This is a genomic window from Trichloromonas sp. (assembly GCF_041583255.1).
Classification (GTDB): Bacteria; Desulfobacterota; Desulfuromonadia; order Desulfuromonadales; family Trichloromonadaceae; genus Trichloromonas.
This window is the reverse complement of sequence record NZ_JBFHGD010000024.1, coordinates 1-23,406: the sequence shown is the minus strand read 5'-3', so window position 1 is coordinate 23,406 and position 23,406 is coordinate 1. Positions and strand designations below refer to the sequence as shown.

Annotated in this window: 24 protein-coding genes and 2 riboswitches; of the genes, 3 read left to right on the top strand and 21 right to left on the bottom strand. The window is 61.9% G+C overall.

Annotation, left to right across the window (positions count from 1 at the left end; translation table 11 throughout):
- Positions 1-66 precede the first annotated feature (66 nt).
- The 19 genes from ABYV89_RS03600 to yihA all read right to left on the bottom strand — a co-directional run bounded on the left by ABYV89_RS03600 (position 67) and on the right by yihA (position 16,660).
- Positions 67-1,116, bottom strand: coding sequence for a cobalt-precorrin 5A hydrolase (locus ABYV89_RS03600; RefSeq protein WP_432821559.1), 1,050 nt, complete (start codon positions 1,114-1,116; stop codon positions 67-69).
- 35 nt (positions 1,117-1,151) lie between these two features.
- On the bottom strand, positions 1,152-1,934 hold the full coding sequence (cobM, locus tag ABYV89_RS03595) for a precorrin-4 C(11)-methyltransferase (RefSeq protein WP_432821558.1): 783 nt from the start codon (positions 1,932-1,934) through the stop codon (positions 1,152-1,154).
- Complete coding sequence (gene cobI / locus ABYV89_RS03590; RefSeq protein ID WP_432821557.1) at positions 1,927-2,652, bottom strand: precorrin-2 C(20)-methyltransferase; 726 nt, start codon at positions 2,650-2,652, stop codon at positions 1,927-1,929. Before cobI ends, cobM begins: the two co-directional genes overlap by 8 nt.
- 33 nt (positions 2,653-2,685) lie before the next feature.
- Positions 2,686-3,897: a precorrin-6y C5,15-methyltransferase (decarboxylating) subunit CbiE gene (gene cbiE / locus ABYV89_RS03585; RefSeq protein ID WP_432821556.1), complete on the bottom strand. Its 1,212-nt coding sequence runs from the start codon at positions 3,895-3,897 to the stop codon at positions 2,686-2,688.
- Positions 3,894-5,006 (bottom strand): cobalt-precorrin-5B (C(1))-methyltransferase CbiD, encoded by a 1,113-nt coding sequence (cbiD, locus tag ABYV89_RS03580; protein ID WP_432821555.1) that lies wholly within the window; start codon positions 5,004-5,006, stop codon positions 3,894-3,896. Before cbiD ends, cbiE begins: the two co-directional genes overlap by 4 nt.
- Positions 5,007-5,642, bottom strand: a complete 636-nt coding sequence (locus tag ABYV89_RS03575) for a precorrin-8X methylmutase (protein ID WP_432821554.1) — start codon at positions 5,640-5,642, stop codon at positions 5,007-5,009.
- 23 nt (positions 5,643-5,665) lie between these two features.
- A complete protein-coding gene (locus ABYV89_RS03570) occupies positions 5,666-6,052 on the bottom strand; it encodes a sirohydrochlorin chelatase (protein ID WP_432821553.1) in 387 nt (128 codons plus the stop codon).
- Between the two features lie 195 nt (positions 6,053-6,247).
- Positions 6,248-7,072, bottom strand: coding sequence for an energy-coupling factor ABC transporter ATP-binding protein (locus ABYV89_RS03565; RefSeq protein WP_432821552.1), 825 nt, complete (start codon positions 7,070-7,072; stop codon positions 6,248-6,250).
- Between the two features lie 178 nt (positions 7,073-7,250).
- Positions 7,251-8,012, bottom strand: a complete 762-nt coding sequence (cbiQ, locus tag ABYV89_RS03560) for a cobalt ECF transporter T component CbiQ (RefSeq protein ID WP_432821551.1) — start codon at positions 8,010-8,012, stop codon at positions 7,251-7,253.
- A complete protein-coding gene (locus tag ABYV89_RS03555) occupies positions 8,002-8,340 on the bottom strand; it encodes an energy-coupling factor ABC transporter substrate-binding protein (RefSeq protein WP_432821550.1) in 339 nt (112 codons plus the stop codon). Before ABYV89_RS03555 ends, cbiQ begins: the two co-directional genes overlap by 11 nt.
- Entirely contained in the window at positions 8,337-9,017 is a 681-nt protein-coding gene (locus ABYV89_RS03550) for an energy-coupling factor ABC transporter permease (RefSeq protein ID WP_432821549.1), read from the bottom strand. The genes ABYV89_RS03555 and ABYV89_RS03550 overlap by 4 nt, the downstream gene beginning before the upstream one ends.
- 136 nt (positions 9,018-9,153) lie before the next feature.
- A riboswitch (cobalamin riboswitch) is annotated at positions 9,154-9,328 on the bottom strand.
- An 80-nt stretch (positions 9,329-9,408) separates the two neighbouring features.
- Entirely contained in the window at positions 9,409-10,716 is a 1,308-nt protein-coding gene (gene thiC, locus ABYV89_RS03545) for a phosphomethylpyrimidine synthase ThiC (RefSeq protein WP_432821548.1), read from the bottom strand.
- On the bottom strand, positions 10,700-12,082 hold the full coding sequence (locus tag ABYV89_RS03540) for a cobyrinate a,c-diamide synthase (protein ID WP_432821547.1): 1,383 nt from the start codon (positions 12,080-12,082) through the stop codon (positions 10,700-10,702). The genes thiC and ABYV89_RS03540 overlap by 17 nt, the downstream gene beginning before the upstream one ends.
- A complete protein-coding gene (gene cobC / locus ABYV89_RS03535) occupies positions 12,082-12,681 on the bottom strand; it encodes an alpha-ribazole phosphatase (protein ID WP_432821546.1) in 600 nt (199 codons plus the stop codon). The genes ABYV89_RS03540 and cobC overlap by 1 nt, the downstream gene beginning before the upstream one ends.
- A 13-nt stretch (positions 12,682-12,694) precedes the next feature.
- Positions 12,695-13,450 (bottom strand): adenosylcobinamide-GDP ribazoletransferase, encoded by a 756-nt coding sequence (gene cobS / locus ABYV89_RS03530; RefSeq protein ID WP_432821545.1) that lies wholly within the window; start codon positions 13,448-13,450, stop codon positions 12,695-12,697.
- Positions 13,447-14,508: a nicotinate-nucleotide--dimethylbenzimidazole phosphoribosyltransferase gene (cobT, locus tag ABYV89_RS03525; protein ID WP_432821544.1), complete on the bottom strand. Its 1,062-nt coding sequence runs from the start codon at positions 14,506-14,508 to the stop codon at positions 13,447-13,449. The genes cobS and cobT overlap by 4 nt, the downstream gene beginning before the upstream one ends.
- A gap of 177 nt (positions 14,509-14,685) precedes the next feature.
- Entirely contained in the window at positions 14,686-15,207 is a 522-nt protein-coding gene (cobU, locus tag ABYV89_RS03520; RefSeq protein ID WP_432821543.1) for a bifunctional adenosylcobinamide kinase/adenosylcobinamide-phosphate guanylyltransferase, read from the bottom strand.
- Position 15,208: 1 nt separating this feature from the next.
- A complete protein-coding gene (locus ABYV89_RS03515) occupies positions 15,209-15,727 on the bottom strand; it encodes a cob(I)yrinic acid a,c-diamide adenosyltransferase (RefSeq protein WP_432821542.1) in 519 nt (172 codons plus the stop codon).
- A gap of 92 nt (positions 15,728-15,819) precedes the next feature.
- A riboswitch (cobalamin riboswitch) is annotated at positions 15,820-16,013 on the bottom strand.
- 53 nt (positions 16,014-16,066) lie between these two features.
- The gene (gene yihA, locus ABYV89_RS03510) at positions 16,067-16,660 is read right to left on the bottom strand and encodes a ribosome biogenesis GTP-binding protein YihA/YsxC (protein WP_432821560.1); all 594 of its coding nucleotides are present in this window, start codon (positions 16,658-16,660) and stop codon (positions 16,067-16,069) included.
- A gap of 329 nt (positions 16,661-16,989) precedes the next feature.
- On the opposite strand from yihA, the gene ABYV89_RS03505 reads away from it, so the two are divergent.
- Both ABYV89_RS03505 and ABYV89_RS03500 read left to right on the top strand, forming a co-directional pair.
- Positions 16,990-17,445 carry a hypothetical protein gene (locus ABYV89_RS03505; protein ID WP_432821541.1) on the top strand — a complete coding sequence of 152 codons (456 nt, stop codon included), beginning with the start codon at positions 16,990-16,992 and terminating at the stop codon, positions 17,443-17,445.
- A gap of 155 nt (positions 17,446-17,600) precedes the next feature.
- Positions 17,601-18,113, top strand: a complete 513-nt coding sequence (locus ABYV89_RS03500) for a ferritin (protein WP_432821540.1) — start codon at positions 17,601-17,603, stop codon at positions 18,111-18,113.
- 84 nt (positions 18,114-18,197) lie between these two features.
- On the opposite strand, the gene ABYV89_RS03495 is transcribed toward ABYV89_RS03500, so the two are convergent.
- Positions 18,198-20,579 (bottom strand): putative bifunctional diguanylate cyclase/phosphodiesterase, encoded by a 2,382-nt coding sequence (locus ABYV89_RS03495; protein ID WP_432821539.1) that lies wholly within the window; start codon positions 20,577-20,579, stop codon positions 18,198-18,200.
- A 304-nt stretch (positions 20,580-20,883) separates the two neighbouring features.
- Positions 20,884-22,563 (bottom strand): energy-dependent translational throttle protein EttA, encoded by a 1,680-nt coding sequence (gene ettA, locus ABYV89_RS03490; protein ID WP_432821538.1) that lies wholly within the window; start codon positions 22,561-22,563, stop codon positions 20,884-20,886.
- Positions 22,564-23,075: 512 nt separating this feature from the next.
- On the opposite strand from ettA, the gene ABYV89_RS03485 reads away from it, so the two are divergent.
- Positions 23,076-23,396, top strand: coding sequence for a c-type cytochrome (locus ABYV89_RS03485; RefSeq protein WP_432821537.1), 321 nt, complete (start codon positions 23,076-23,078; stop codon positions 23,394-23,396).
- The last annotated feature ends 10 nt before the right edge of the window (positions 23,397-23,406 follow it).

The window sequence follows — 23,406 nt, the reverse complement described above, 5'->3', positions numbered from 1 at the left end:
CAGTGATTGATAATTGGTGATTTGTGTCTGGTTGCAAAATTTATCAGCGATTGATCCAATCACCAATCACAGTTTTTCAGCTATCGCCACGGTGACGTTGCCGCGTTTCTGCTTGGTGACCAGCAGCGGGCCGCCCCCGGCCGAAAGGATGGCGGCCGGCTCGCAGACGCCCCGCGCACCGACCGCCGCCATGACATGGGCAGACGCCGGAGTGGGGGTCGAAACCTGGTTGAGGGCCGCCGCCTCGTGATGTTCGATCGGCAGATCAAGGCGCCGGGCGAACTCATTCAGCCCGGGCTCATCGGCCTTGTCGATGATCGTCGCCAGGCTGGCGATGCTGGCCGAAGACAAAAAGGCCCGTTTCAGCTCCTGCAGCACCACCGATTCGATCTCGTCGACCGAGGTTCCCCGGTTGCAGCCGATCCCGACCACCAGGTCGCGGGGGCGCAGCAGCAGCAGGTTGGAATGCTTGTCGAGATGCGGGATCAGGCGATGGGTGACAAAGACCATCCCGGCGGCACCGGCATGCAGGGCCGTGGAGAAGGTCCCCGCCGCGAAAACTCCCGGCACCCCGGAGAAGTAGCGGGCAACCCTCCCCCGCCGGTCGACCAGGGCAATTTTTTCCCCGTACAACAGCATGCTGTTGAGATGCTTGATGTTCTTTACCGGCTCAACCACCAGACCGGCGCGGCGGGCGACATCGTCCCAGGCCGACAGGCCGTTGACGTCGGTGGCGGTGGTAATCACTGGGCGGCCGCCGCTGATCCGGGCCAACCGGCAGGCCAGTTCATTGGCGCCGCCGAGATGCCCGGAGAAGAGGCTGATGGCGAATTCCCCGGCCTCGTCCATCACCACCACCGCCGGATCGACCGCCTTCCCGCGCAGGTGCGGCGCCAACAGGCGGGCCACGATCCCGGTCGCCATGATGCAGCACAGGGCATCGCCCCGGGAGAACAGGCGCGGCAGCAACTCCGCCAAGGGTTCGCTGAAATAGGCGCTTTGATCCTCGGCGCGCAGCCGCTCGGGGAGGTGCAGGCACGCATCCGGAAGCGCCTGGCCGAGCCGGCGGGCCAGCTCGGCCCCTCCGGGTGTTATGGCGATGATCGCTAGGGTCATGGAATTCGCCTGGGTTGAACGTGGCTCAACGGAATTCAGGAATGGATGCGAAAGCCGTGGTCGAAATCTTTATCGTACAGCTTCGATTTTTCCGGTACCCCCTGGCTGCGGGCGGCCAGCACTTCGCCGACCAGGATCAGCGCCTGGCGCCCGATTCCGGCCGCCGCCACCTTATCGGCGATATCGCCGAGGGTCCCCTCGACGATTCGTTCGTCGGGCCAGCTCGCCTTGCTCACCACCGCCACCGGGGTCGCCGGGGTGTAGATCCCGCCGGCCAGCAGTTCGGCCACCACCTTGTCCATCATCGACACCGACAGGTAGAGGCAGACCGTGGCGCCGAGGGCGGCGATTTTGCGCAGCTGCTCTTTTTCCGGCACCGGGGTGCGCCCCTCGATGCGGGTCAGCACCACGGTCTGGGAAACTCCCGGCAGGGTCAGCTCCTGGCGCAGGGTCGCCGCGGCGGCAAAGGTCGCGGTCACCCCGGGAATCACCCGGTAGCCGATGCCAAGGGCGTCGAGGGCTTCCATCTGTTCCTGGATCGCTCCGTAGACCGAGGGGTCGCCGGTGTGCAGGCGCACCACCCGCTTTCCGGCGGCCACCGCCTCGGCCATGAGCGCCAGCACCTCTTCGAGGGTCAGCGGGGCGCTGTCATGGGCCGCGGCGCCGGGCTTGAGCTCGGCCAGCAGCGCCCGATTGACCAGCGACCCGGCATAGACCACCAGGTCGGCCGCCTGCAGGGCCTTGAGTCCCTTGACGGTGATCAGCTCGGGGTCGCCGGGACCGGCACCGACGAAGAGAACCTGAGCCGGGCTAGTCACGCCAGCCTCCCGGACGACCGACGATCACCAGCGACAGGTAATCGAGGTCCTCGGCCTTAACCGCGTCGAGATCGTAAAAGACCGCTTCGCCGCTGAGCCCGGTCCGCTTGACGTAGACCGCCTGGCGGTCGCCGCCGATCTCTTTCAGCAGGCCGCGCACCCGGTCAAAGACCCGGGACACCTTCATCAGCACCACGGTGTCGAAGTCGAGCAGGGTCTGGCGCAGCTTGTCTTCTTCGAAGGTCGCCGGCAGGATGGCGATACGGTCGGCGGCCCCCCCCAAGGGCAGGTCGGCGACCGCGGCGGCGGCGTTGATGCTGGAGATCCCCGGCACCACCTCCACCGCCACGTCGGGATACTGATCCAGAACAATCCGGTAAAGGTAGAGGAAAGTCGAGTAGAGGAAGGGATCGCCGAGGGTGACGAAGGCAACCATTTTGCCTTCGCGAACCAGGGCCGCCACTTCGGCGGCCGAAGCCTGCCAGGCGTCCTCCATCTCGGCGGGATTCTTTTTCATCGGGTAGACGTGGGTCAGCAGCTGCTGGCGGTCGGCATCGACCAGGCCGGCGATAATGGACTGGGCCACCGAACTTTCGGAACGGTCGCCAACCGGGGTCACGACCACGTCGGCCTCACGCAGCAGGCGGGCCCCCTTGAGGGTCAGCAGTTCCGGGTCGCCGGGGCCGACGCCCACGGCGATCAAACGGGGATTCTTCAAAAGCGGAATTCCTTCACTACGGCAATCGTCAGGTCAGTTCTTTACGCCGACAATAATGTAAACCGGGTTGTAGGCCTCGAACATCTTGTATTCGGTCAGCGGCCTGGTGCGGGAGATGTTGACCGTGGTCACCTCGACCTGGTAGCCGGCATTGTCGAAATACTCGGTGGCGGCGGTCAGGGTTTCGAGGGTGATGGCGTTGATGACGATCCGCCCTTCGGCCGGCAGCCGGGCATCGACCGCATCGAGGATGTCGAACAGGTTACCCCCGCTGCCGCCGATAAAAACCCGGTCGGGATCGGGCAGATCTTCGAAGCAGTCGGGCGCCTCGCCGGGAACCAGGGTGACGTGGCGGGTGTTGAACTTGTTGAGGTTCTGCTTGATGAAGCCAAGGCACTGCTCGTTGCGCTCCATGGCGAAGATGCGGCCGTTGGGGAGCAGGTGATCGGCCTCGATGCTCACCGAACCGCTGCCGGCGCCGACATCCCACAGGCACATGTCGTGGCGCAGCTTGAGCTTGGCCAGGGTCACCACCCGGATTTCCTCTTTGGTGATGAGCTTCTTGATGGTGGCGAACTCCTCGTCGGGGATGCCGAGGGTCGGCACATACTCGTCGCCGGCCGCCTCGAACTGCTTGATCAGGATCAGCACGTTGAGGGGCGCGGCTTTTATTTTCAACAGGCCATGCAGGTCGATGTTGCGGATGCGCTCATCGGCCCCACCGAGATTTTCGCAGAGGTAGGCGGTGTAGCCGTCGCGGCCGCGCTCGATGAGCTCGGCGGCGATGGCGGCCGGGGTATTGACGTCATCGGTGAGGATGGCGGCCTTGTCATTGGAAACGATGCGGTCGACCGCCCCCTTGAGGCCGCGGCCGTGGGCCGAAACGAAGACGGTGTCGTCCCAGGGTTCCTTGATCTTGGCGAAGGCGTACTGCACCGAGCTGACGTTGGGGAGGAACTCCAGCGCGTCCTTGTCGAGGTTGCGCAGCAGCATGCGGCCGACGCCGAAGAAGAGGGGATCGCCGGAAGCCAGCACCACGGCCAGCCCCTTGCGGGAATTCAGGCGCTCGACGATGCCGGACAGGTTGCTGCCGATCACCACCTTCTCACCGGCAAACTCTGGAAAGAGCTGGAGCTGCCGCTCGCCGCCGAACAGGATGTCGGCCTTGCCGATCAGCTCGAGCGAACGCCGGCTGAAACCTTCCTGTCCTTCCACCCCGGCGCCGATCACGTATATCTTGTTCATGGTCTCCCTTTCCTCTCCAGTTCCTTTGGCCAGTTGCCGAAACGGACCGCCTGGCAATCGCCGTAGCCGACCAGCAGCACGGCGATGTCCACCCCCGGCGCCCAGCCGCTCAACTGGGCCAGGGCCCGGTCGGCGACCAGCGCCGTCAGCGGGTGGTCCATCCCGATATTTTCAAATATTTCGCGGGCCGTGTTGGCACACTCTATCGTTTTCGCCAGCCCCTCGTCAAGGCCGCCGTTGCGGGCCCAGCGAGCCATTTTCGGCAGGTCGAGGCTGGACGAGCCGACATGGGTCTGCGGGTGGCCGCAGGCGACCTTCACCAGCTTGGCGAACTGGGCCGCCACCACCACCTGGGGCACCCCCTTGCGATGAGCGGCCTGCAGGGCGTAGCCGACGTGATCGCCCATCATGACGAAGGCTTCCTCGGGCAATTCCAGATACTGTTCGGCCGCCGCCTCGCTGCTGCGCCCGGTGGAAAAGACCACCGCCGGCGCTTCGGCGGCCAGGGCCACGTCGAGCGCGACCTCCAGGGTATCGGTCCAGGCCTGGTGGGAAATCGGCTTCACTACCCCGGTGGTGCCGAGAATCGACAGCCCGCCGACAATCCCGAGGCGCTCGTTGAGGGTGCGCAGGGCGCGCGCTTCGCCGTCAGGAATGCTGATGGTGACGCGCAGGTGCCGTCCCGCCGGCAGCGCTGGGAAGACCGCGGCGACCGCCTCGAGGATCATCCGCCGCGGCACCGGGTTGATGGCCGGCTCACCGACTGCCACCGCCAGCCCCGGCTTGGTCACCTTGCCGATTCCGATGCCACCGACCAGGGTGATGGCCGGCTGCCAGATCGCCGCCGCAATCCAGCTCAGCTCGGCGTGAACTTCGACACCGTGGGTAACATCGGGATCGTCCCCGGCGTCCTTGACCACGAAACAACGGGCGCGCTCGCCATCGAAAGCCTGCCCGGCCAAAGCAAAGCTCGCGGCAAACCCCGCCGGCAGCGCCAGCTCAACCGCCGTCACCAGGCGCTGGTCGCGCAGCATCCGGGCCGCCCCCAGGGCGGCCGCGGCGGCGCAGGCGCCGGTGGTATAACCGTGGCGAAGCGTTCGTGCCATCAATCAGTCCTGTTCGCTGGCGAGAATCATCAGGGCATTGAGGATGGCCGCGGCAATCGCCGACCCCCCCTTGCGCCCGCGGCACGTGATGAACGGGAGCCCGGAGGCCAGCAGCGCCTCTTTCGACTCCTCGGCGCCGACAAACCCGACCGGCACCCCGACCACCAGGGCCGGCTCGAGGCGTCCGGTTCGCACCAGTTCCAAAAGTTCGAACAGGGCGGTCGGCGCGTTGCCGATCAGGAAGATCCGGCAGCCCTCCGCCACCCCCTTGCGGGTGGCCATGATCGAGCGGGTCACCCCGGCGGCCTTGGCCTGCGCCGCCACTTCGGCATCGGCGACATGGCAATCGATGGCGGAGCCGAAAGCAGCCAGACGAGCCTTGTTGACCCCGGACTTGACCATGTTGGTATCGCTCAGCACCTTCGCACCGCTGCGCAGGGCGGCAACCCCGGCCGCTACCGCTCCCGGTGAAAAAGAGGTGCTGCGGGCGAATTCGAAATCGGCGGTGGTGTGGATAATCCGCCGCACCACCGGCCACTGGCGGGCGTCGTAGCCGTGCGGCCCGACCTCGGCGTCGATAATCTCGAAGCTTTTGCGCTCGATCTCCAGCGGGTCAAGGATAACAGCGGCGCCGGCCATGGCAATTCTTCCCGAGTCCGACATCACTGCGACCAGCCCGCGTCCTGCAGGGTCGATTCGATGCGCTCACAGACGATTTCAGCCAGCTTGCGATGGACACCGAGAGGCTTGCCCAGCACCATCTCCAGGCCGGGATGACGCTTGCGCGCCGCTTCGATCTCCTCGGGCAGATCCTCGAGCACGTGGGCGCCGGCAAAGAGGAAATACGGGTAGAGCAGGATACGGGTCGCCCCTTTCGCAACGCAGGCGTCGATCCCCTTCTGAATGTTGGGGGCGTGCTGCTCGCGAAACGACACCTCGATGATCGGGCAGCCGGTCTCGGCCTTGACCATCTCGGCAATATCATACAGGGCGCTGTTGGCCTCGGCCACCCGGGACCCATGCCCCATCAGCAGAATTGCAGTTTTCATCGTTTAACTCCTTTACAAGAAATTCGCTGACACTCTCTTGTGTCACTTTAAAAAAAACCCTTAAAACCATTCTCGCGCCCGTTCGCTATGCCCACTCGAGCACGCAGAGGTCACAGGGAGAATTTTTTTAGGTTTTCTCTGCGTTCTCTGTGAGCTCTAGCGACGGCAAGGAGCGGGCGAGCGGCGATTTCAGGGTTACCGCAGCCGCGCCAGCAGCTCCGCCCGGGTGCGGGGCGGCGTCTCGCCGTCGATGGCCCCTTTGCGCCACAGTTCACCGAACACCTCGTAAACCCAGGGCAGCTCCAGACCCAGCCCGGGAAAATGCTCGGCGACGGCGGAAAAGTCGTCGGCGGCAGCGTGAAAGGCCAGGGTTCCTTCCTGCAGCACACAGAGGTCGTCGGCCCAGGCGAAGGCAAAATCGACATCGTGGGTGGCCAGGATCACGGTGATACCCCGCTCGTGCAAGGCGTTGAGCAGGATCATCAGCTCGGCGGCCATGGGCGGATCGAGTCCGGCGGTCGGCTCATCGAGGATCAGCACCCTGGGGTCCATGGCCAGCACCCCGGCGATGCAGGCGCGCTTCTTCTCGCCGTAGCTGAGGGCATGGGTGGGACGCTCGGCCAAGGCCGTCAGCCCCACCGCCGCCAGGGCCGCCTCGACCCGCTGCTGAATTTCGCCTCTGGGCAGTCCGAGATTGACCGGGCCGAAGGAGATGTCCTCGCGGATGCTGGCCGAAAAGAGCTGGGTGTCGGGATCCTGGAAGACCACACCGACGCTGCGCCGCAGCTGCCGCAGGCTGCCCCGGTCATAGGCGACCGGCGCGCCATCGAAATGGACCTCGCCGCGGCCCGGTCTTTCGATGCCGTTGAGCAGGGCAAACAGGGTCGACTTGCCGGCCCCGTTGCGACCGAGCAGGGCCGTGCGCCGCCCACGGGCGAACCCGAGCGAGAGCGACTGCAGCGCGCGGGTGCCGTCGGGGTAGCTGAATTCGACATCTCTGACTTCAAGAACTGGGGGCATCATCTCCCTGACCATCTGAAAAGCATCTCTCGCCCGCTCCTTGCAGTCGCTTGAGCACGCAGAGCACACAGAGGAAAAACACATCAAACCATAAACTAGATTTCTCTGCGTTCTCTGTGATCTCCAGAGAGCGCAGCGAACGGGCGCGAGGCTGATATTGAGCCTTATTTTCTTTCGCCTAAACCAGCAGTGCCATTACCAATAATCCCCCACCGACACCTGCCGCCAGCAGCAGGTTACGGTTGGAACGGGGATAGTCCCGCTCCAGCCAGCGCAGCTCGTCCTCATAACCGCGGCAGACCAGCGAACGGTGCAGCAGCTGAGAGCGGTGGTGCGCCCGCAGGAAGAGGTTGGCTCCCAGGCTCGCCAGCGAACGGAAACTGGTGCCGGTGGTGGCGTAGCCGAGGCGGGACGCCTGGGCGACCCGCATCTTTCGGGCGATCTGCAGAAACACGAAAATCTGCCGATAGGCCAGCACCATCAGTTCGAGCAGCAGGACCGGAACCCGCAGCCGCCGCAGCAGGCCGATGATTTCGGTCATCGGCGTGGTCAGGGCGAGAAAATAGAGCGCAGCCACCGCCCCGAGGGAACGAGCCAGCACCAACGCGGCCTGCGCCAGGCCCGCTTCGCTTAAGAAAACCGGCAGGCCGAGCCACGGCAGGGTGCCCAGCGGGATATCGCCACCCGCAAATGAAATCACCAGGCTCGCCACCCCCGCCAACAGAAACCCGGCCGGCAGCAGCAGCAGGCGCAGGTAGGCCAGAAACGGGATTCCGGCGCCGACAACGGTCAACACCGCCATGCAGGTGAACACGACCAGGGCGGGCAGCGGCGAGCGGGCCGCCAGCGCCGCCAGCAGAGCTAATCCGGTCAGCAGCCCCTTTTCTGTCGGATTCAGCTGCCGCCAGCGGTTGCCGTAAGCGTAGGCGTCAAGCAGCACGGGAAATCCCGGAAGCCGCGCTGCCGCGCGCACGCTCCCGCTTAACGCCGACATAATATCCGATGAAGCCCGCTCCCAGAACCGCCTGCAGGGTAAAGAGCAGGCTTTCGATTTCGCCGCTCGGCGGTGCCAGCAAGGGCGCGGCCCAGGGCTGGTAGTCGGGCGCCAGCTGCCGAATCACCCCTTGCGCCTGACCATCGGCGCCGGTGAAAATTTCCGCCGGTTCGCCACCAGGCCCAGCCTGCGGCGCCCGCACGGTCAACAGCGGCCAGGCGACCAGCACGATCACCGCGAGGATCATCAGCACATTCTGCCATCGTTTACTCATGGTCGGGCACCTTCCCGGACCAGCGGCAGCCCCAGATCATGCAGCTCGCGAGAGCTGTGCTTGACCAGCACGTTGAAGATCAGCACGGTCAAAAACCCTTCGCTGACCGCCAGCGGGATCTGGGTCAGAGCGAAAATGCCGGCGAATTTGGCCAGCGCTGCGGCAAAGCCGCCGACCGGGTCGGGAAACGCCAGCGCCAGTTGCGCCGAGGTAGTGAGGTAGGTCGCCAGGGCGGCCAGGGTGGCGGCGAGAAAGAGGGTCAGTCCTTGTGGCAACCGGACCAATCGTCCCGCCCGGAACAGTCCGTAGGCGACCAGCGGTCCGACGATCCCCATGGAGAATATGTTGGCGCCCAGGGTGGTCAGGCCGCCATGGGCCAGCAGCAGCGCCTGGAACAGCAGCACGATGGCGGCAATCGGCGCCATCGCCAGCGGCCCGAACAGCACCGCGCCGAGCCCGGTACCGGTGGGATGGGAGCAGCTTCCGGTCACCGAGGGCAGTTTCAGGGCCGAGAGGACGAAGGTGAAAGCGGCCGAGACCCCGAGCAGCATCTTCAGCTCCGGGTTTTCCCGCACCTTTTTCTTGATGGATCGCAGCCCCAGGGCCACAAAGGGAAGCGCTGCGGCGCCCCAGCCCAGGGCATGTTTCGCCGGCAGAAAACCTTCCATGATGTGCATGTCCATCCTCCTTCGGTGCGGAAACCTCGTTCCAAAGAAAACCCCCGACCGAGAGAGCCGGGGGAAGGATAGACGACACCCTTCAACCCCCTTTGCCTTCGGTGGTCGTTCCGGGTGAATGCTCGACAGATCGGGCATTCACCCACACCTTCAGGCAGGCTTTCTGGCTCCGGGATCATCCTTCCCTCTCCCCTTCCCGCACGGTTTGAGTACCGTACAGTGGGCTTGCGAGAGGTCCGTCCCCCGTTACAGCGGCGGGTCCGCGGGAGAATTGCACTCCACTTTCCTGCGCCTGAAAATGTTTGTTTCGGTAGGGGCACCCCCCTGTGGGTGCCCTTGTATTGGGTACGCAGAACAAGGGCAGGCACAGGGGCCTGCCCCTACGGCTCAATCAGATTTTATCGCCCTTCAGATCGGCCTTGAACAACTGGCCGGCGCCGCGGGAGGCGCAGAAGTCGCCGCACATGGTGCAGGTCTGCTCGTCCTCGGGAGTGCGGCTGGCGCGGATCGCCTTGGCATCCTCGGGAAAGAGCGCCAGTTCGAACTGCTTGTTCCAGTCGAGGTCGCGGCGGCACTTGCTCATCTTCTTGTCCCGCTCGCGGCCGCGGCCGGGGTACTTGTTCATATCACCGATGTAGGCGGCCACCTTGGCCGCCTTGACGCCGTCGATCACGTCCTGCTCGTTGGGCAGGGCGAGGTGTTCGGCGGGGGTGATGTAGCAGATCAGGTCGGCACCGTAGCGGCTCGACTGGGCGCTGCCGATGGCGGCGCTGATGTGGTCGTAGCCGGGCACCACGTCGGTGGAGATGGGACCGAGCATGTAGTAGGGGGCGTCGTTGCTCATGCGCTTCTGCAGCCGGATATTGGTTTCGATCTCGTCCAGCGGCATGTGTCCCGGCCCTTCGACCAGCATCTGGCAGCCCATCTCCTGGCCGAGCTCGGCCAGTTCGCAGTTGATCAGCAGTTCCTGCACCATGGCCCGGTCGTGGGAATCGTGGATGGCGCCGGCGCGCAGGCCGTTGCCCAGCGACAGTACGGTATCGTATTTCTTGAGAATGGAGACAACCCGGTCGAACTTCTCGTAGAGAGGGTTCTCCCGCTTGTTGGCCATCATCCAGGCGACCATCGAGACTCCCCCCTTCGAAACCAGCCCGCCGTAGCGGTAACCCTGCTTGCGCAGGCGTTCGATGGTGTAGAGATTGATGCCGCAGTGCACCGCCATGAAGGCCATGCCGTCGGCACACTGTTGCTCGATAATATCGAAGAGCATCTCTTCTTCGAGCTTGTTGGGGTCGCCGTATTTACGCGCCGCTTCGCAGAAAGCCTGGTAGAGAGGGACGTTACCGACCGGCAGATCAACGCTGGCGATGACCTCGCGGCGGACCCGATCAAGATCGCCGCCGACGGAGAGCTCCATCAGGGTGTCGGCGCCGGCTTTCTCGGCGGCACGGGCCTTGCTGATTTCGGCGTCGTAGTCGACGATGTCGGAGGAGGTGCCGATCGAGGCGTTGACCTTGGTGCGCAGGCCCTTGCCGATGCCGACGGCCTTCGGCTTGCGGTTATGGTTCCAGGGGATGACGATCTTCCCTTCGGCGACCATGCGCCGGACGTAGTCGGCCGGGACATTCTCGTCACGGGCCACGGCGCCGATCTGGGGGGTTACAATACCTTCGCGGGCAAGCTCAATCTGGGTTTTCAAGAAACGTCTCCTTTGATCTTTTTATGCTCAAGCAGAATTCGACAAAATGTTTCGACACCTGAGGATTACTGGCAAAATGGAGGTGGACATACGACCCGAGTACGTTGTGCACCCGGAACCCCTCCGTCCCCAGGTCGACTCCGCCGCGGCGGCTCATCTGGTAGAGCCGGGGGACAGCCGCCGGCATCTCCAGCTCCGAATAGTGAAACTCGTGGCCGCGGGCCAGCGTCCCCGCAGGACCGAGGGGAGAGTCGGCCGCAAGCCGCACCTCCCGATAGCCGAGGGCCTTGCGGCGGGGGAGCATCCGTGCCGCGGCCGGGAAAACCCCGGACATCAAATGAGTGTCGATGCTCTCGGCCAGCAGCATGAAGCCGCCGCACTCGGCATAAACCGGCAATCCCGCCACCGCCTGGGTGCGGATTTGCGCGAGCAGTGCGTCATTGGCCGCCAGCTTTTCGGCATGCAGTTCGGGGTAACCGCCGCCGAGATACAGGCCGTCGATGCCCTCCGGCAGCGCCGAATCCCGCAGCGGCGAGAAATAGACCAGTTCGGCCCCGGCCGCCTCGAGCCGCTCGAGGTTGTCCGGATAGTAGAAGCAAAAAGCCTGGTCGCGAGCCACGGCAATACGCACCCGCGAGGAACACCGCAGGGGCGCCGCTTGCTGCGCCCTGGGAAGAGCAGACTCTTCCCGCATCCGCAGCAGAACATCCAGATCGACGTGATCCTCAATGCAGTCGGCTAGGCGTTCGAAAAATTCAGCATCGCACCCGGCATCCCCTGCCGTCACCAGCCCCAGGTGCCGCTCCGGCAGCGCCAGTTCGGCGTCCCGCGGCAGGCAGCCGAGGACCGGCGGCAGACCGGGCACCGAGGCAACCGCCTGGCGCAGCAGCTCTTCATGACGGGGACTGCCGACCCGGTTGAAGACGATCCCGGCAAATTGAAGCTGCGGATCAAACTCGACGAATCCCTTGATCAAGGCCGCGGCACTGCGGGCCTGGGAGCGGGCGTCAACCACCAGCACCACCTTGCCGCCAAGCCACTTGGCCACCTCGGCGGTACTCCCTTCCTCGCTCTCCCCCGAGGCTCCGTCGAAGAGCCCCATGACCCCTTCGATCACCGCCAGCTCGGCGCCGCCGCAGCCGCGGGCGAAGATTTCGCGGACCGGTTTTTCGCCGCACATCCAGCCATCGAGGTTGCGCGAGATTCTGCCGCAGGCGGCGGCATGATGGCCCGGGTCGATGAAATCCGGTCCGACCTTGAAAGGTGCCACCGCCAGTCCCCGGCGTCTTAACGCGGCGAGCAGACCGAGGGTCACCGTGGTTTTTCCGCAGCCGGAGGACGGCGCGGCAATCACTAAAGGCGTCATTACCCGTTCAGCAGCTTCACCACCCCGATGCCGTCGGGGTAGTAGTCAATGATATTTAGGCAGCCGAAATTCTGTTCGATGTGAAAGAGCCGGCCGAGCGGGGCGCCGATGGCGTCGAGCAGGAGCACCCGGTTGACGCCGCCATGCCCGACCACGACCACCTCCTGGCCGGTGTGCTCGGAGACAATCCGGCGGATCATCGGGCGTACCCGGGCAGCCAGATCAACCAGGTTTTCGCCACCGGGAACCCGGTAGTTGACGATGTCATCAAGCCGGGCCTGCCACTGTTTCGGGAAACGCTCCTGAATCTCTTTCCAGGTCATCCCCTCCCATTCGCCGATATGCAACTCACGCAGTTTGGCTGTGGCGACCGGGCTCAAACCGTGGGTTTGAGCCAGCAGATGCGCGCCGGTGTGACAACGGGAGAGGTCGCTGGTGTAGATCGCCCGCAGCGGCTTGTCCGCCAGTCTGGCCCGCAGCGATGCGTACTCTTCCAGCCCCTGCGCCGTCAGCTGAACGTCGGCCTGACCGTTATAGCGCTTATCCTGAAAACCTTCGACCTGGCCGTGCCGGAGCAGGTAAATACGAGTCGGCGTCATAGTCATATCCCGATTAAGCTCCCTTGAGTGCCAGCACCAGGAGCAGTGCGAAAATTTCCATAATTTCGTTGCCCGCCCCCAGCACATCGCCGGTCACTCCGCCAAGGCGGACCTGGAAATAGCGCAGCAGCAGCATCGCCCCGAGGCCGAGCAGCACCAGCACGACCAATCCCTTGAAACCGAACAGGATCACCGCCGCCAGCAGCAGGGTGAACGAAGCGATGATCAGCTCCCGCTCGCCGACGTTATCGACGAAGGCCCCGCCGGTGCCGCCGCCGGGGCGGATATAGCCGCAGTAGGTAGCCAGCACCACCTGGACCCAGCGCCCGGCCGCCGGCATGAAAATCAGCGCCGCCGACTTGAGCTGCACCGGCACATTGTGCAGGGCCAGGTATTTGAGGAGGATGACCATCACCAGGCCGACCACGCCGATCGCCCCGACCCGGCTGTCCTTCATGATGCGCAGGATGCCTTCGCGGTCCTTGCCGCCGGCCAGGCCGTCACACAGGTCGGCGATGCCGTCGAGGTGCAGGGCGCCGGTGACGGCGATCATGACCAGCACCAGCAGGCTGTCGACCACCGCGCGGGGGATCAACGGGGTCAGCAGCGAATCGATGACCACCAACACCAAACCGAGCAGCAGGCCGACGGCCGGGAAAAAGGCCATGCTGCGGCCAAGCCGTTCGGGGGTCATGTCAAGCCGGCCGGCCACCGGGAAAACCGTCAGGAAACCGCCGGCGATGCGAAACTCTTCCCACTCCCGTTTCATCGTTCACTCCCCGGCGTCACTCCGGCGGCGTCGAAGGTCTTGACCTCGCGCAACGCGCGCAGGGACGCTTCGATCAGCCCCATGGCCAAAGCGCCGCCGGTCCCTTCGCCCAGGCGCATATCGAGATCGAGAATGGGGCGCTGGCCGATCTTTTCGAGCATGGCGCCGTGGCCGATTTCCACCGACTTGTGCGCGGCGAAGACATAGTCACGGACATGGGGATGCAGTTCCGAGGCAAGCAGCGCGCCGGCGGTGGAGATGAAGCCGTCGACCACCACCGGGATGCCGAAGGCGGCACAGCCCAGCACCAACCCGGCGATGCCGCCGATCTCGAAGCCGCCGACCTTGGCCAGCACGTCGACCGGGTCGTTCGGGTCGGGAGCGTTGAGCGCCAGGCCAGCTTCGATCACCCGGACCTTATTGGCCAGGGCGGCATCGTCGATGCCGGTGCCGCGGTGGGTCACTTCAGCCACCGTGCGCCCGGTCAGGCAGGCGGCGATCGCCGCCGAGGGGGTAGTATTGCCGATCCCCATGTCGCCGGTGCCCGCCAGGTCGATCCCGTTATCTTTACAGAAGGCCGCCATCTCGATGCCGGCCTCCAGCGAGCGGATCGCATCGGCCCGGCTCATGGCCGGCCCCTTGGCAAAATTGGCGGTGCCGCGGCCGATCTTGCGCAGAATCAAGCCTTCGGCCGGAGAGAAGTCGTGATCGACCCCCATGTCCACTACCCGGACATCCGCACCGACCTGGTTGGCCAGGGCGTTGATCGACGCCCCGCCTTCGAGGAAATTGAAGACCATCTGCGGCGTGACCTCACGGGGGAAGGCGCTCACCCCCTCCGCGGTCACCCCGTGGTCGCCGGCAAAGGTAAAGACCGTCTTGATGCGGATCTGATCCCGCCCGGTGATAGCCACAAAGCGCCGGGCGAACTCCTCGAGCCGGCCCAAAGACCCCTGCGGCTTGGCCTGGCTGTCGATGCGCTTCTGCACCGCGGCCAGACTGGCCGGGTCGACGGGGCGGATAGATTCAATAACGGACTGCAAATCGAAGGATTTCATGATCACTCTCTTCCCTGAAATCTTAAACCTAAAACCGCCTCTCGCCCGTTCGCTCCGCTCACTCGAGCTCACAGAGGACACAGAGAACGGCAAAAACCTTTTGTTACTTAAGATTTTCTCTGTGCTCCCTGCGTGCTCTAGCGACTGCAAGGAGCGGGCGAGAGAATGCTTTTGGTTTTATTTCAACCGCAGCGGCAGCCCCGACACCACCAGCCAGGCTTCGTCGGCCACTCGAGCCAGCCGCTGGTTGGCGGTGCCGGCCAGATCGCGAAACTGCCGCGCCAGCCGATTTTCCGGGACGATGCCGAAACCGATCTCGTTGGAAACTACGAACAGCGGCGCGCTGATCTGCGGCAGGGCGGCGATGAAGCGGTCGATTTCGACCAGCACCGGGTCGCTTTGCTCGCCGCGGTCAAACAACAGGTTGGTCAGCCACAGGGTGACGCAGTCGAGCAGAATCGCTCCCTTGCCGGCGCCAGCCTGGGGCAGACGGCCAACCAGGTCGAGCGGTTCCTCCAGGGTGGTCCAGCGTTCGCCGCGCTCACCCCGGTGCTTCTGCACCCGCGCCTGCATCTCGGCATCGTGGATGCCGGCGGTGGCGACATAGAGCAGATCGCCCGGGCAGGCTTCGGCCCGCTGCTGAGCATAAGCGCTTTTTCCGGAGCGGGCGCCGCCGCTCACGTAAATCAATTGGCCCATATCAGAATTCGATCCCCCGGCGGGCGGCAATCCCCTGTTCGTAGGGGTGCCGAACCTTTTCCATGCGGGTCACCAGGTCGGCCCGGGCGATCAACTCGGCCGGCGCGTTGCGCCCGGTCAGCACCAGCTCGACCCCTTGCGGGCGCCGTTCAAGAAAATCAAGAAAAGTCGCCAGCGGCAGATAGCCGCGATGCAGGGCATTGTTGATCTCGTCGAAAATAACCAGGTCGTAGTGGCCGGCAATCCGTTCGCGCGCCGCCGCAAAGGCCTCGGCAACGCTTCTGATGACTTCGTCCCGGTCGGGGCGGCGGCCGATAACGCCGATTCCCGAGGTGATGATATCGATGCCGGGGAGGGTCTGCAGCAAGGCGACTTCACCGCTCACCGGTTCGGCCGGCTTGAGAAACCGCACCAGCAGAACCCGCAGCCCCTGGCCGAGCGCCCGCACCGCCAGGCCGGTCGCTGCAGTGGTCTTGCCCTTGCCGTCGCCGGTATAGACCTGAATCAGCCCCTGCTGCATCAATAAACACCTCGAACAAAAAAACCCGAACTCAAAAGGATCGAGTTCGGGGGCTTGAACGGGCGGGCCACCCGAACCTCTCCCGCGAAAGGTTCGCATGCAGCGCTCGGGCAGGTCTCCTGGCTTGCGGATCAGCTTACTCGCCGCGCCTTCCCATCCCGACCGGGACAGTGGCATCACTTCGGCTTTCATCACCGCTTACAGTTGCGGGGCAGCGAGGGATTCACACCCTCTTCCCTATTCTCCCGCCTTCACATCGGCGGGCACCCAAACGTCAGATTGTTCGTATCTTGTAGCAGAGGCACTCCCTGCTGTCAATTTCTTTGACCAGGAAAAGCCTTAGCTGTCGGCAAGTTCCAGGGCCTCCTCGATCCGCTCCCAGACCTCGTCGCGCCCCTCCTTGCTGAGGGATGAAAAAAGCGTGAAGGCGTCCAGGGGCAACCCGGTCGCCTCGAGGATCGGCTTGATCTGGGCCGCGCGCTGATTGCGACTGATCTTGTCGATCTTGGTGATCACCGGGATAGTGGGAATCTCGAATTCTTCCAGCCAGTCGAGCAGTTCGAGGTCCTCCTCGCGGGGAACCCGGCGGATGTCAAAAAGCATGACCACCGCCCTCAGTTGCGGCCGCTTCTCCAGGTAGGTCCGCATCATCGGCCCCCAGGCTTTTTTAACCGCCAGCGGCACCTTGGCGAAACCGTATCCGGGCAGGTCGACCAGGGAAAACTCCTCGTTGATATCAAAAAAATTCAGCAACTGGGTCCGCCCCGGGGTCGAAGAGGTCCGAACCAGGCCCCGGCGATTGACCAGCGTGTTGATCAGCGAACTCTTGCCGACATTACTGCGGCCGGCAAAGGCCACCTCGGGCAATTGGCTTTCAGGGTAGTTGGATGGCTTGGTGGCGCTCTTTACAAAAACCGTTGATTTAATTTTCACGATCAGAATCTCCAGGCGTTTACCGATGGCGGGCAGACCGCTGCCGCCGATCTTGCAGCAGAACTTAACACAGGCGGCGGGCAAAAAGAAGCAGAACCCTGACGGTCCGCACAAATCGACCGCAACGTCCAAGGGTCTGTTCCGCATAGATTAAAGCTTCCCCAACCCACCTTAATCGCAATCTTTACACGGAAAAAGCGTTGATTTTTTCTTTAAAAACTGTTACCAAGTAAGCTGGTTGCAGGGGTCAGTTTAGACAAACGGCTCTGGATGGCACCAATCTGCCGATTTCAATTTCATATAAAACCATTACCAAGGAGACCTCTGCAATGAAAGTTTGCAAGCGGATAAGCTTTATCGCCGTCCTGTTCATTGTCCTTCAGGCGGCCATTGCCTTTGGCGGCGAATCCCGCCTCGGCAAGTTCGTCACCATCGAGGGACAGGAAATCGGCTTTTTCCAGATCGAAGGCCGCCCCATCATCAAGGGCTGGCTGAACGGCACCGCCATCGACATTCCCATGGATACGGTATCGCAGATCGTCTTCTTCGACAGCCCCGACATCAACTACAGCATGTTCGGCAACGACATCAGTTCGGGCAACCTCGAGGTTACCCGCAAGTCGGACGGCAAGAAATTCATGATTCAGGACGCGTTCCTCCCTTCTGACTGCGATTGCACCTACCTGACCTACACCTATCGCAACCCCTTCACAGAAGAGATCAACCAGGGAAACACCGCGCTCGACGGCCTGCGCAAGATCATCTTCGACGACGGCGCCAAGTAGTCGACCACTCTACAATTCAAGGCGGGGTTCCGAAAGGGACCCCGCCTTTTTTTGTCTCCGGAACCTGCTGGACTTTATCCGCGGATATGCTATAAATTTACTTGCTAACCTGAATGGTCATTTATTATCCATCGCTTCCGACAAGGAGACCGAACATGCTCAGCAAGAAACTTCAGGACGCTCTCAACGAGCAGATGAAAAACGAGTTTTTCTCTGCCTACCTGTACATGGCAATAGCCGGCTATTTCGAATCCGAAGACCTGCCCGGCATCGCCTCATGGATGCGCGTGCAGGCCCTTGAAGAAATGACCCATGGTGAAAAGTTTTTCAACTTCATCACTGAGGCGGCCGGCCGCACCGATTTCCGTGCCTTCGACGCCCCCCAGAACAACTATGAAACTCCGCTGGATGCCTTCAAATTCAGCCTGAAGCATGAAAACTTCGTCACCTCAAGCATCAACAAGCTGATGGACCTGGCCAAGGCGGAAGGCAATCACGCCGCGCAGATTTTCCTGCAGTGGTTCGTCACCGAGCAGGTCGAGGAAGAAGCCAGCTTCTCCCTGATCATCCGCAAGCTGGTGCGCATCGGCAACGACGGCAACGGGCTCTTGCGCCTCGACGAAGAACTGGCACAGCGCGTTTTCGTCCCTCCGACAGCCACCGCCTAATCAATCAAACGACCTAGCTGCAACAACAAAGGGCGAACCATCCGGTTCGCCCTTTCTTTATTCCATCCGAGTTTCTACTGACGCCTACGCCTCCTCCTTGCTGTAGGCCACACAGACCCCCTTGCGCAGAAATGCGGCGGCCTCATCGGGCGGCAGCGGTCGACTGAACAGAAAGCCCTGGATCTCGTCGCACTTGCGATCCTTGAGAAACGCCAGCTGACCTTCCGTTTCCACCCCCTCGGCGATCACCCTGAGGTTGAGACTGTTGCCCATGGAGATGATGGCCGAGGCAATAGCGGCATCGGTCGAATTGCTTTCGACGTCGCGGACAAAGGACTTGTCGATCTTCAGCGTGTTCACCGAAAACCGCTTGAGATGCGCCAGCGACGAGTAGCCGGTGCCGAAATCGTCAATCGAGATATGTATTCCCAGTTCGCGCAGTTGATTGAGGATCGCCACGGCAAAATCGGGATTTTGCATAACCACCGTCTCGGTCACTTCAAATTCCAGCAGCTCACCGGTCAATCCGACCTGATCGAGGACCCGTTTGACTGACTGGACAAAATCACGGTGCTGTAGCTGGTAACCGGAGAGGTTGACCGCTATCCGCACGGCCGGCAGACCGTCCTGCTGCCAGAGCCTTATCTGCTCGCAGGAGCGACGCATGACCCATTCGCCCAGCGGGATGATGATCCCGGTCTCCTCGGCAATCGGGATGAAATCGCCCGGAGAAACCAGCCCCAACTCCGGATGCTCCCAGCGAATCAGCGCCTCCATCGCGGTGATTGCCCCGCTGACGGTATCGACCTTGGGCTGGTAGTGGATACAGAATTCCTCCCGATCGAGGGCCCGGCGCAGGCCATTGGTCAAAATCAGCCGCCGGTCGGCATTATGGTCCATGGCCGGATCATAAAACATGTAGTTGTTGCGCCCCTGGGCCTTGGCGCTGTACATGGCAATATCGGCCTTCTTGATCAGACTGGCCGGATCGTCGCTGTCGGTCGGGAACAGGCAGATGCCGATGCTGGTGGTCACGAACAGTTCGTGCCCCTCTACCGAAAAGGGCTGAGCCAGCGTTTTCATTACCTTGCCGGCGACCTGCTCGGCATCACCAGCCCCGTTGATGCTGCTGAGAATGATCGTGAATTCATCACCACCGAGTCGAGCGACCGTATCGACTTCACGGACGCAGGTCTTCAGACGATCGGCAATCTCCTGCAGCAGGATATCCCCGATCGAGTGGCCGAGGGTGTCGTTGATGATCTTGAACCGATCCAGGTCGAGAAACAGAACGGCGACCTGCTTTTTCTGGCGCCGGGCGATAGCGTTGGCCTGCTGCAGGCGATCGATGAAAAACAGGCGATTGGGCAGACTGGTCAGCATGTCGTGATGGGCCATGTGGAAAAGCTGTTCCTGGGCTTTTTTGCGCGAGGTAACGTCACGACAAATGGCCCAGACGGTTCCCATCGCTCCATCCTTGTGACTGAAAGTGAGATTGCCCTCCACATCGACCAGGCGACCACTGCGGGAGACAAGCTGCCCCTCGAGATTGCGACTCGAACGGGTTTCGACAACCCGCTTCATCTCCACCAAGCACTTGGCCCGGTCATCCTCAGAAAGGATGGCCTCGATATTCAATTGCGGGTCGACATCCGGATCATACCCCATGGTCTCTTTCCAGGCCCGATTGGCATACAGGAACGCCCCGTCGGAGCTGACACTGAAAATGAGATCGTTGGCCGAATCGAGAAAGCCGATCAAACGGTCTTCACTTTCGCGAACAGCCTGATTCTCCCGCCGCACAACCGCCATCAGGTAGGCGCCGATCAGCGCCACCGCGGTGTTGAGCAGGCAGACCCAGCACCACATCAGAAACAGGTAGAGCCCGTCGTAATGCAGGGTATTGTCGACAAAAGGCATGGAAATATAGGGAAAGATGTCAAAATAGGTAGCGGCAAGGACCGCCCCGTACAGCGCCCCCCCCAGGGCTCCGAGCGACCAGACGCATTGCTTCTTCTCGACCAGCACCGCCGCTTCCAGGGTCACCAGCAGGTAGACCGGCCAGAACCAGCTGGCGCCGCTGCCGCTGAAATAAATGAGAACGGTGACAAAGGTTAGATCGAGGCAGATCTGAAACAGGCTGACCAGACGGTAAAACCTGGTCTGACTAAAGAAAAGCGGAAAGACGGTATTGTAAAAAACAATGGTCGCCACCGACAACACCATCAGGGTGATCTGCCAGTGGCTGAGAAAAAACCCGTACTTGCTGAACGAGTACAGGGTACCGGCAAAGACTCCGTAGGTTGCCACCAAGGCCAGGAACAGCCAGCGAGCCCTGGCGGCAAGAATCAATCGCCCTACCGGGTCGGCAAACAGCTCTGCCTTGCGGCTTAATACCGCAGGGAGCACGAAATCACGCGTCAGCGACTGAGCCGTCTGACTTTCATCTTTATCAACCTGAAACATCTGGCATCCTGCCTTCATTTTTTATCCCAGGGGGGCAAACGACATCCATGTCATAACACCTGAAAAACCCATTTCTGGGCTGCCTTTTGAAGCAAGCATGTAATGCGCCAAAACTCTCACGACATCCATTTTTAGACAAAAGAAACCATAGATATTCGTTTCATGACTTTTTCTTTATAGCCATATTATCATATGCTTTCAATGTCAGAAAAACAGCTTGAGAGCATCGCAGAATCATCAACTTGACAGGTGAGCCCAAAGAACGGCCCGGGCGGTCTGCCCGGGCCATGGAACAAAGACGGAATCAGCGGGTGAGATGGCGGTACTTGATACGGTGCGGCTGGTCGGCGGCCGCACCGAGCCGCTTTTTCCGGTCGGCTTCGTACTCGGAGTAGTTTCCTTCGAACCAGATCGCCTTACTGTCCCCTTCGAAGGCGAGGATGTGGGTCGCCAGGCGGTCGAGGAACCAGCGGTCATGGCTGATCACCACCGCGCAGCCGCCGAAATTCTCCAGCGCTTCCTCAAGAGCGCGCATGGTATTGACATCGAGGTCGTTGGTCGGCTCGTCAAGCAGGAGCACGGTGGCGCCCTCTTTGAGCATCTTGGCCAGGTGGACGCGGTTGCGCTGACCGCCGGAAAGGCTGCCGACCTTCTTCTGCTGATCGGTGCCGGAAAAGTTGAAGCGGGACACGTAGGCACGGGAATTGACCAGCTGCTTGCCGAGCTGCAGCTGCTCCTGGCCGCCGGTGATCTCCTCCCAGATGGTCTTGTCCGAATCAATCTGGCGGTTCTGGTCAACATAGGCCAGCTTCACGGTATCGCCGACCCGGATCGTTCCCGCATCGGGCTTCTCCTGGCCACAGATCATCCTGAACAGGGTCGACTTGCCGGCGCCGTTGGGCCCGATGACCCCGACGATGCCACCGGGGGGCAGCCGGAAATTCAAGCCTTCGACCAGCAGGCGCTCGCCATAGGCCTTGCTCACGTCAGTGGCCTCAATGACGATATCGCCCAGGCGCGGCCCCGGCGGGATGTAGAGCTCCAGGTCCTTCTCGCGCTTTTCGGCGTCCTGACCGAGCAATTTTTCGTACGCACTGATGCGGGCCTGGCTCTTGGCGTGCCGCCCCTTGGGCGACATGCGAATCCACTCCAGTTCGCGCTCCAGGGTTTTCTGCCGGTTCGACTCCGATCGATCCTCCCGGCGCAGACGCTCCTCCTTCTGCTCCAGCCAGGAGGAATAGTTGCCCTTCCAGGGGATCCCTTCGCCGCGATCGAGCTCGAGAATCCAACCGGCCACGTTGTCGAGAAAATAACGGTCATGGGTTACGGCGATGATGGTGCCGGCATAGCGCTGCAGGTGATGCTCGAGCCAGGCGACGCTTTCGGCGTCGAGGTGGTTGGTCGGCTCATCGAGCAGCAGAATGTCCGGCTTCTGCAGCAGCAGTCGGCACAGGGCTACCCGACGCTTTTCACCACCGGAGAGAACCCTGACCTGGGCATCAGCAGGCGGACAGCGCAGGGCGTCCATCGCCATCTCCAGCCGGCTGTCGAGATCCCAGGCGTCAAGGGCATCGAGGCGCTCCTGCACCACCCCCTGCCGGTCGATCAGCTTGTTCATGGCGTCGTCGTCCATCGGCTCGGCGAACTTCATGTTGATCTCCTCGAACTCCTTGAGCAGATCGACCGTCTCCTGCACCCCTTCTTCCACCACTTCACGAACAGTGCGATCTTCGTTCACCAGCGGCTCCTGCTCGAGGTAGCCGACCGTATAGCCCGGCGACAGAATCGTCTCGCCGTTAAACTCTTTGTCGGTGCCGGCCAGGATGCGCAGCAGCGAACTCTTGCCCGAGCCGTTCAGACCCAGCACGCCGATCTTGGCCCCATAAAAGTACGAAAGTGAAATGTCCTTGAGAACCGGCTTCTTGTCGTAAAACTTGCTGACCCGGATCATCGAATAGATGATCTTGTTTCCTTCGCTGCTCATCGGTTCGAAAACCTCCTATATATACTATGTTGTGAAAGGCGCTTGAAAAAGTCGAAGTCTAATCGTTTTCGCCGACGACTTCCACAACTAAATGAAACCCGTCGGCCCGGCCACATTTCCACAATTACCGGTGCAGTTTGGTCCAATACCTGCAAACACCCCTTCAGCTTGATTCCGGTTGTCAATTATGCGCGAAATTTCGCGATATGGTCAATTCGCCGACATCGCTTCCGTCAATTAACCGACCACGTCGATGCCACAGTCAGGCAAATAACCGGAAAAAACCATTACACCGTCCACATAAAATCTCGCAAGCAATTACAACATATGAAAAACACGATATTTTCATAAATAGGCTACACAATCATTTAAAACTGGCACAGACCATGTAATAGACATATTCGAAATCAACGTTTTGCATAACAGGACACGCCGCAAACCAGAAACCAACATGGACGCAGGTCCGGCCCCGCCGGACAGCGACAGACCCCAACCAATGGAGGAAACAGAGTATGAAACGCATTGCTAAAGTCATCGCCATCCTTTCCATCGCAGCCCTTTGCGCTTCTGCAGCCATTGCCGCCGAAGGCGGAAACCCCAAAAAAGGCAAGTACCTGTACAAGAAGAACTGCAAGACCTGCCATGTCGAAGGCGCTGAAGGCGGCCCGATGACCCCCCTCAAAAAGACCCAGGCCCAATGGGACCGCTTCTTTGAAGAAAAAGGTCATGCATGCGGCGCCAAAGCCGGGATGTCGGAGCAGGACATCAAAGACGTGCAGCAGTTCCTGTTCGACCACGCTGCCGACTCCGACCAGCCGGAAACCTGCGGTTAATCGGCACCTG

Excerpts from the sequence above, each read along its gene's own strand:
- ABYV89_RS03600 (WP_432821559.1), bottom strand. The coding sequence starts at position 1,116 with ATGACCCTAGCGATCATCGCCATAACACCCGGAGGGGCCGAGCTGGCC.
- cbiE (WP_432821556.1), bottom strand. The coding sequence starts at position 3,897 with ATGAACAAGATATACGTGATCGGCGCCGGGGTGGAAGGACAGGAAGGT.
- ABYV89_RS03575 (WP_432821554.1), bottom strand. The coding sequence starts at position 5,642 with ATGGCCGGCGCCGCTGTTATCCTTGACCCGCTGGAGATCGAGCGCAAA.
- ABYV89_RS03570 (WP_432821553.1), bottom strand. The coding sequence starts at position 6,052 with ATGAAAACTGCAATTCTGCTGATGGGGCATGGGTCCCGGGTGGCCGAG.
- ABYV89_RS03565 (WP_432821552.1), bottom strand. The coding sequence starts at position 7,072 with ATGCCCCCAGTTCTTGAAGTCAGAGATGTCGAATTCAGCTACCCCGAC.
- ABYV89_RS03555 (WP_432821550.1), bottom strand. The coding sequence starts at position 8,340 with ATGAGTAAACGATGGCAGAATGTGCTGATGATCCTCGCGGTGATCGTG.
- ABYV89_RS03550 (WP_432821549.1), bottom strand. The coding sequence starts at position 9,017 with ATGCACATCATGGAAGGTTTTCTGCCGGCGAAACATGCCCTGGGCTGG.
- ABYV89_RS03540 (WP_432821547.1), bottom strand. The coding sequence starts at position 12,082 with ATGACGCCTTTAGTGATTGCCGCGCCGTCCTCCGGCTGCGGAAAAACC.
- cobC (WP_432821546.1), bottom strand. The coding sequence starts at position 12,681 with ATGACGCCGACTCGTATTTACCTGCTCCGGCACGGCCAGGTCGAAGGT.
- cobS (WP_432821545.1), bottom strand. The coding sequence starts at position 13,450 with ATGAAACGGGAGTGGGAAGAGTTTCGCATCGCCGGCGGTTTCCTGACG.
- cobT (WP_432821544.1), bottom strand. The coding sequence starts at position 14,508 with ATGAAATCCTTCGATTTGCAGTCCGTTATTGAATCTATCCGCCCCGTC.
- cobU (WP_432821543.1), bottom strand. The coding sequence starts at position 15,207 with ATGGGCCAATTGATTTACGTGAGCGGCGGCGCCCGCTCCGGAAAAAGC.
- ABYV89_RS03515 (WP_432821542.1), bottom strand. The coding sequence starts at position 15,727 with ATGCAGCAGGGGCTGATTCAGGTCTATACCGGCGACGGCAAGGGCAAG.
- ABYV89_RS03505 (WP_432821541.1), top strand. The coding sequence starts at position 16,990 with ATGAAAGTTTGCAAGCGGATAAGCTTTATCGCCGTCCTGTTCATTGTC.
- ABYV89_RS03500 (WP_432821540.1), top strand. The coding sequence starts at position 17,601 with ATGCTCAGCAAGAAACTTCAGGACGCTCTCAACGAGCAGATGAAAAAC.
- ABYV89_RS03495 (WP_432821539.1), bottom strand. The coding sequence starts at position 20,579 with ATGTTTCAGGTTGATAAAGATGAAAGTCAGACGGCTCAGTCGCTGACG.
- ettA (WP_432821538.1), bottom strand. The coding sequence starts at position 22,563 with ATGAGCAGCGAAGGAAACAAGATCATCTATTCGATGATCCGGGTCAGC.
- ABYV89_RS03485 (WP_432821537.1), top strand. The coding sequence starts at position 23,076 with ATGAAACGCATTGCTAAAGTCATCGCCATCCTTTCCATCGCAGCCCTT.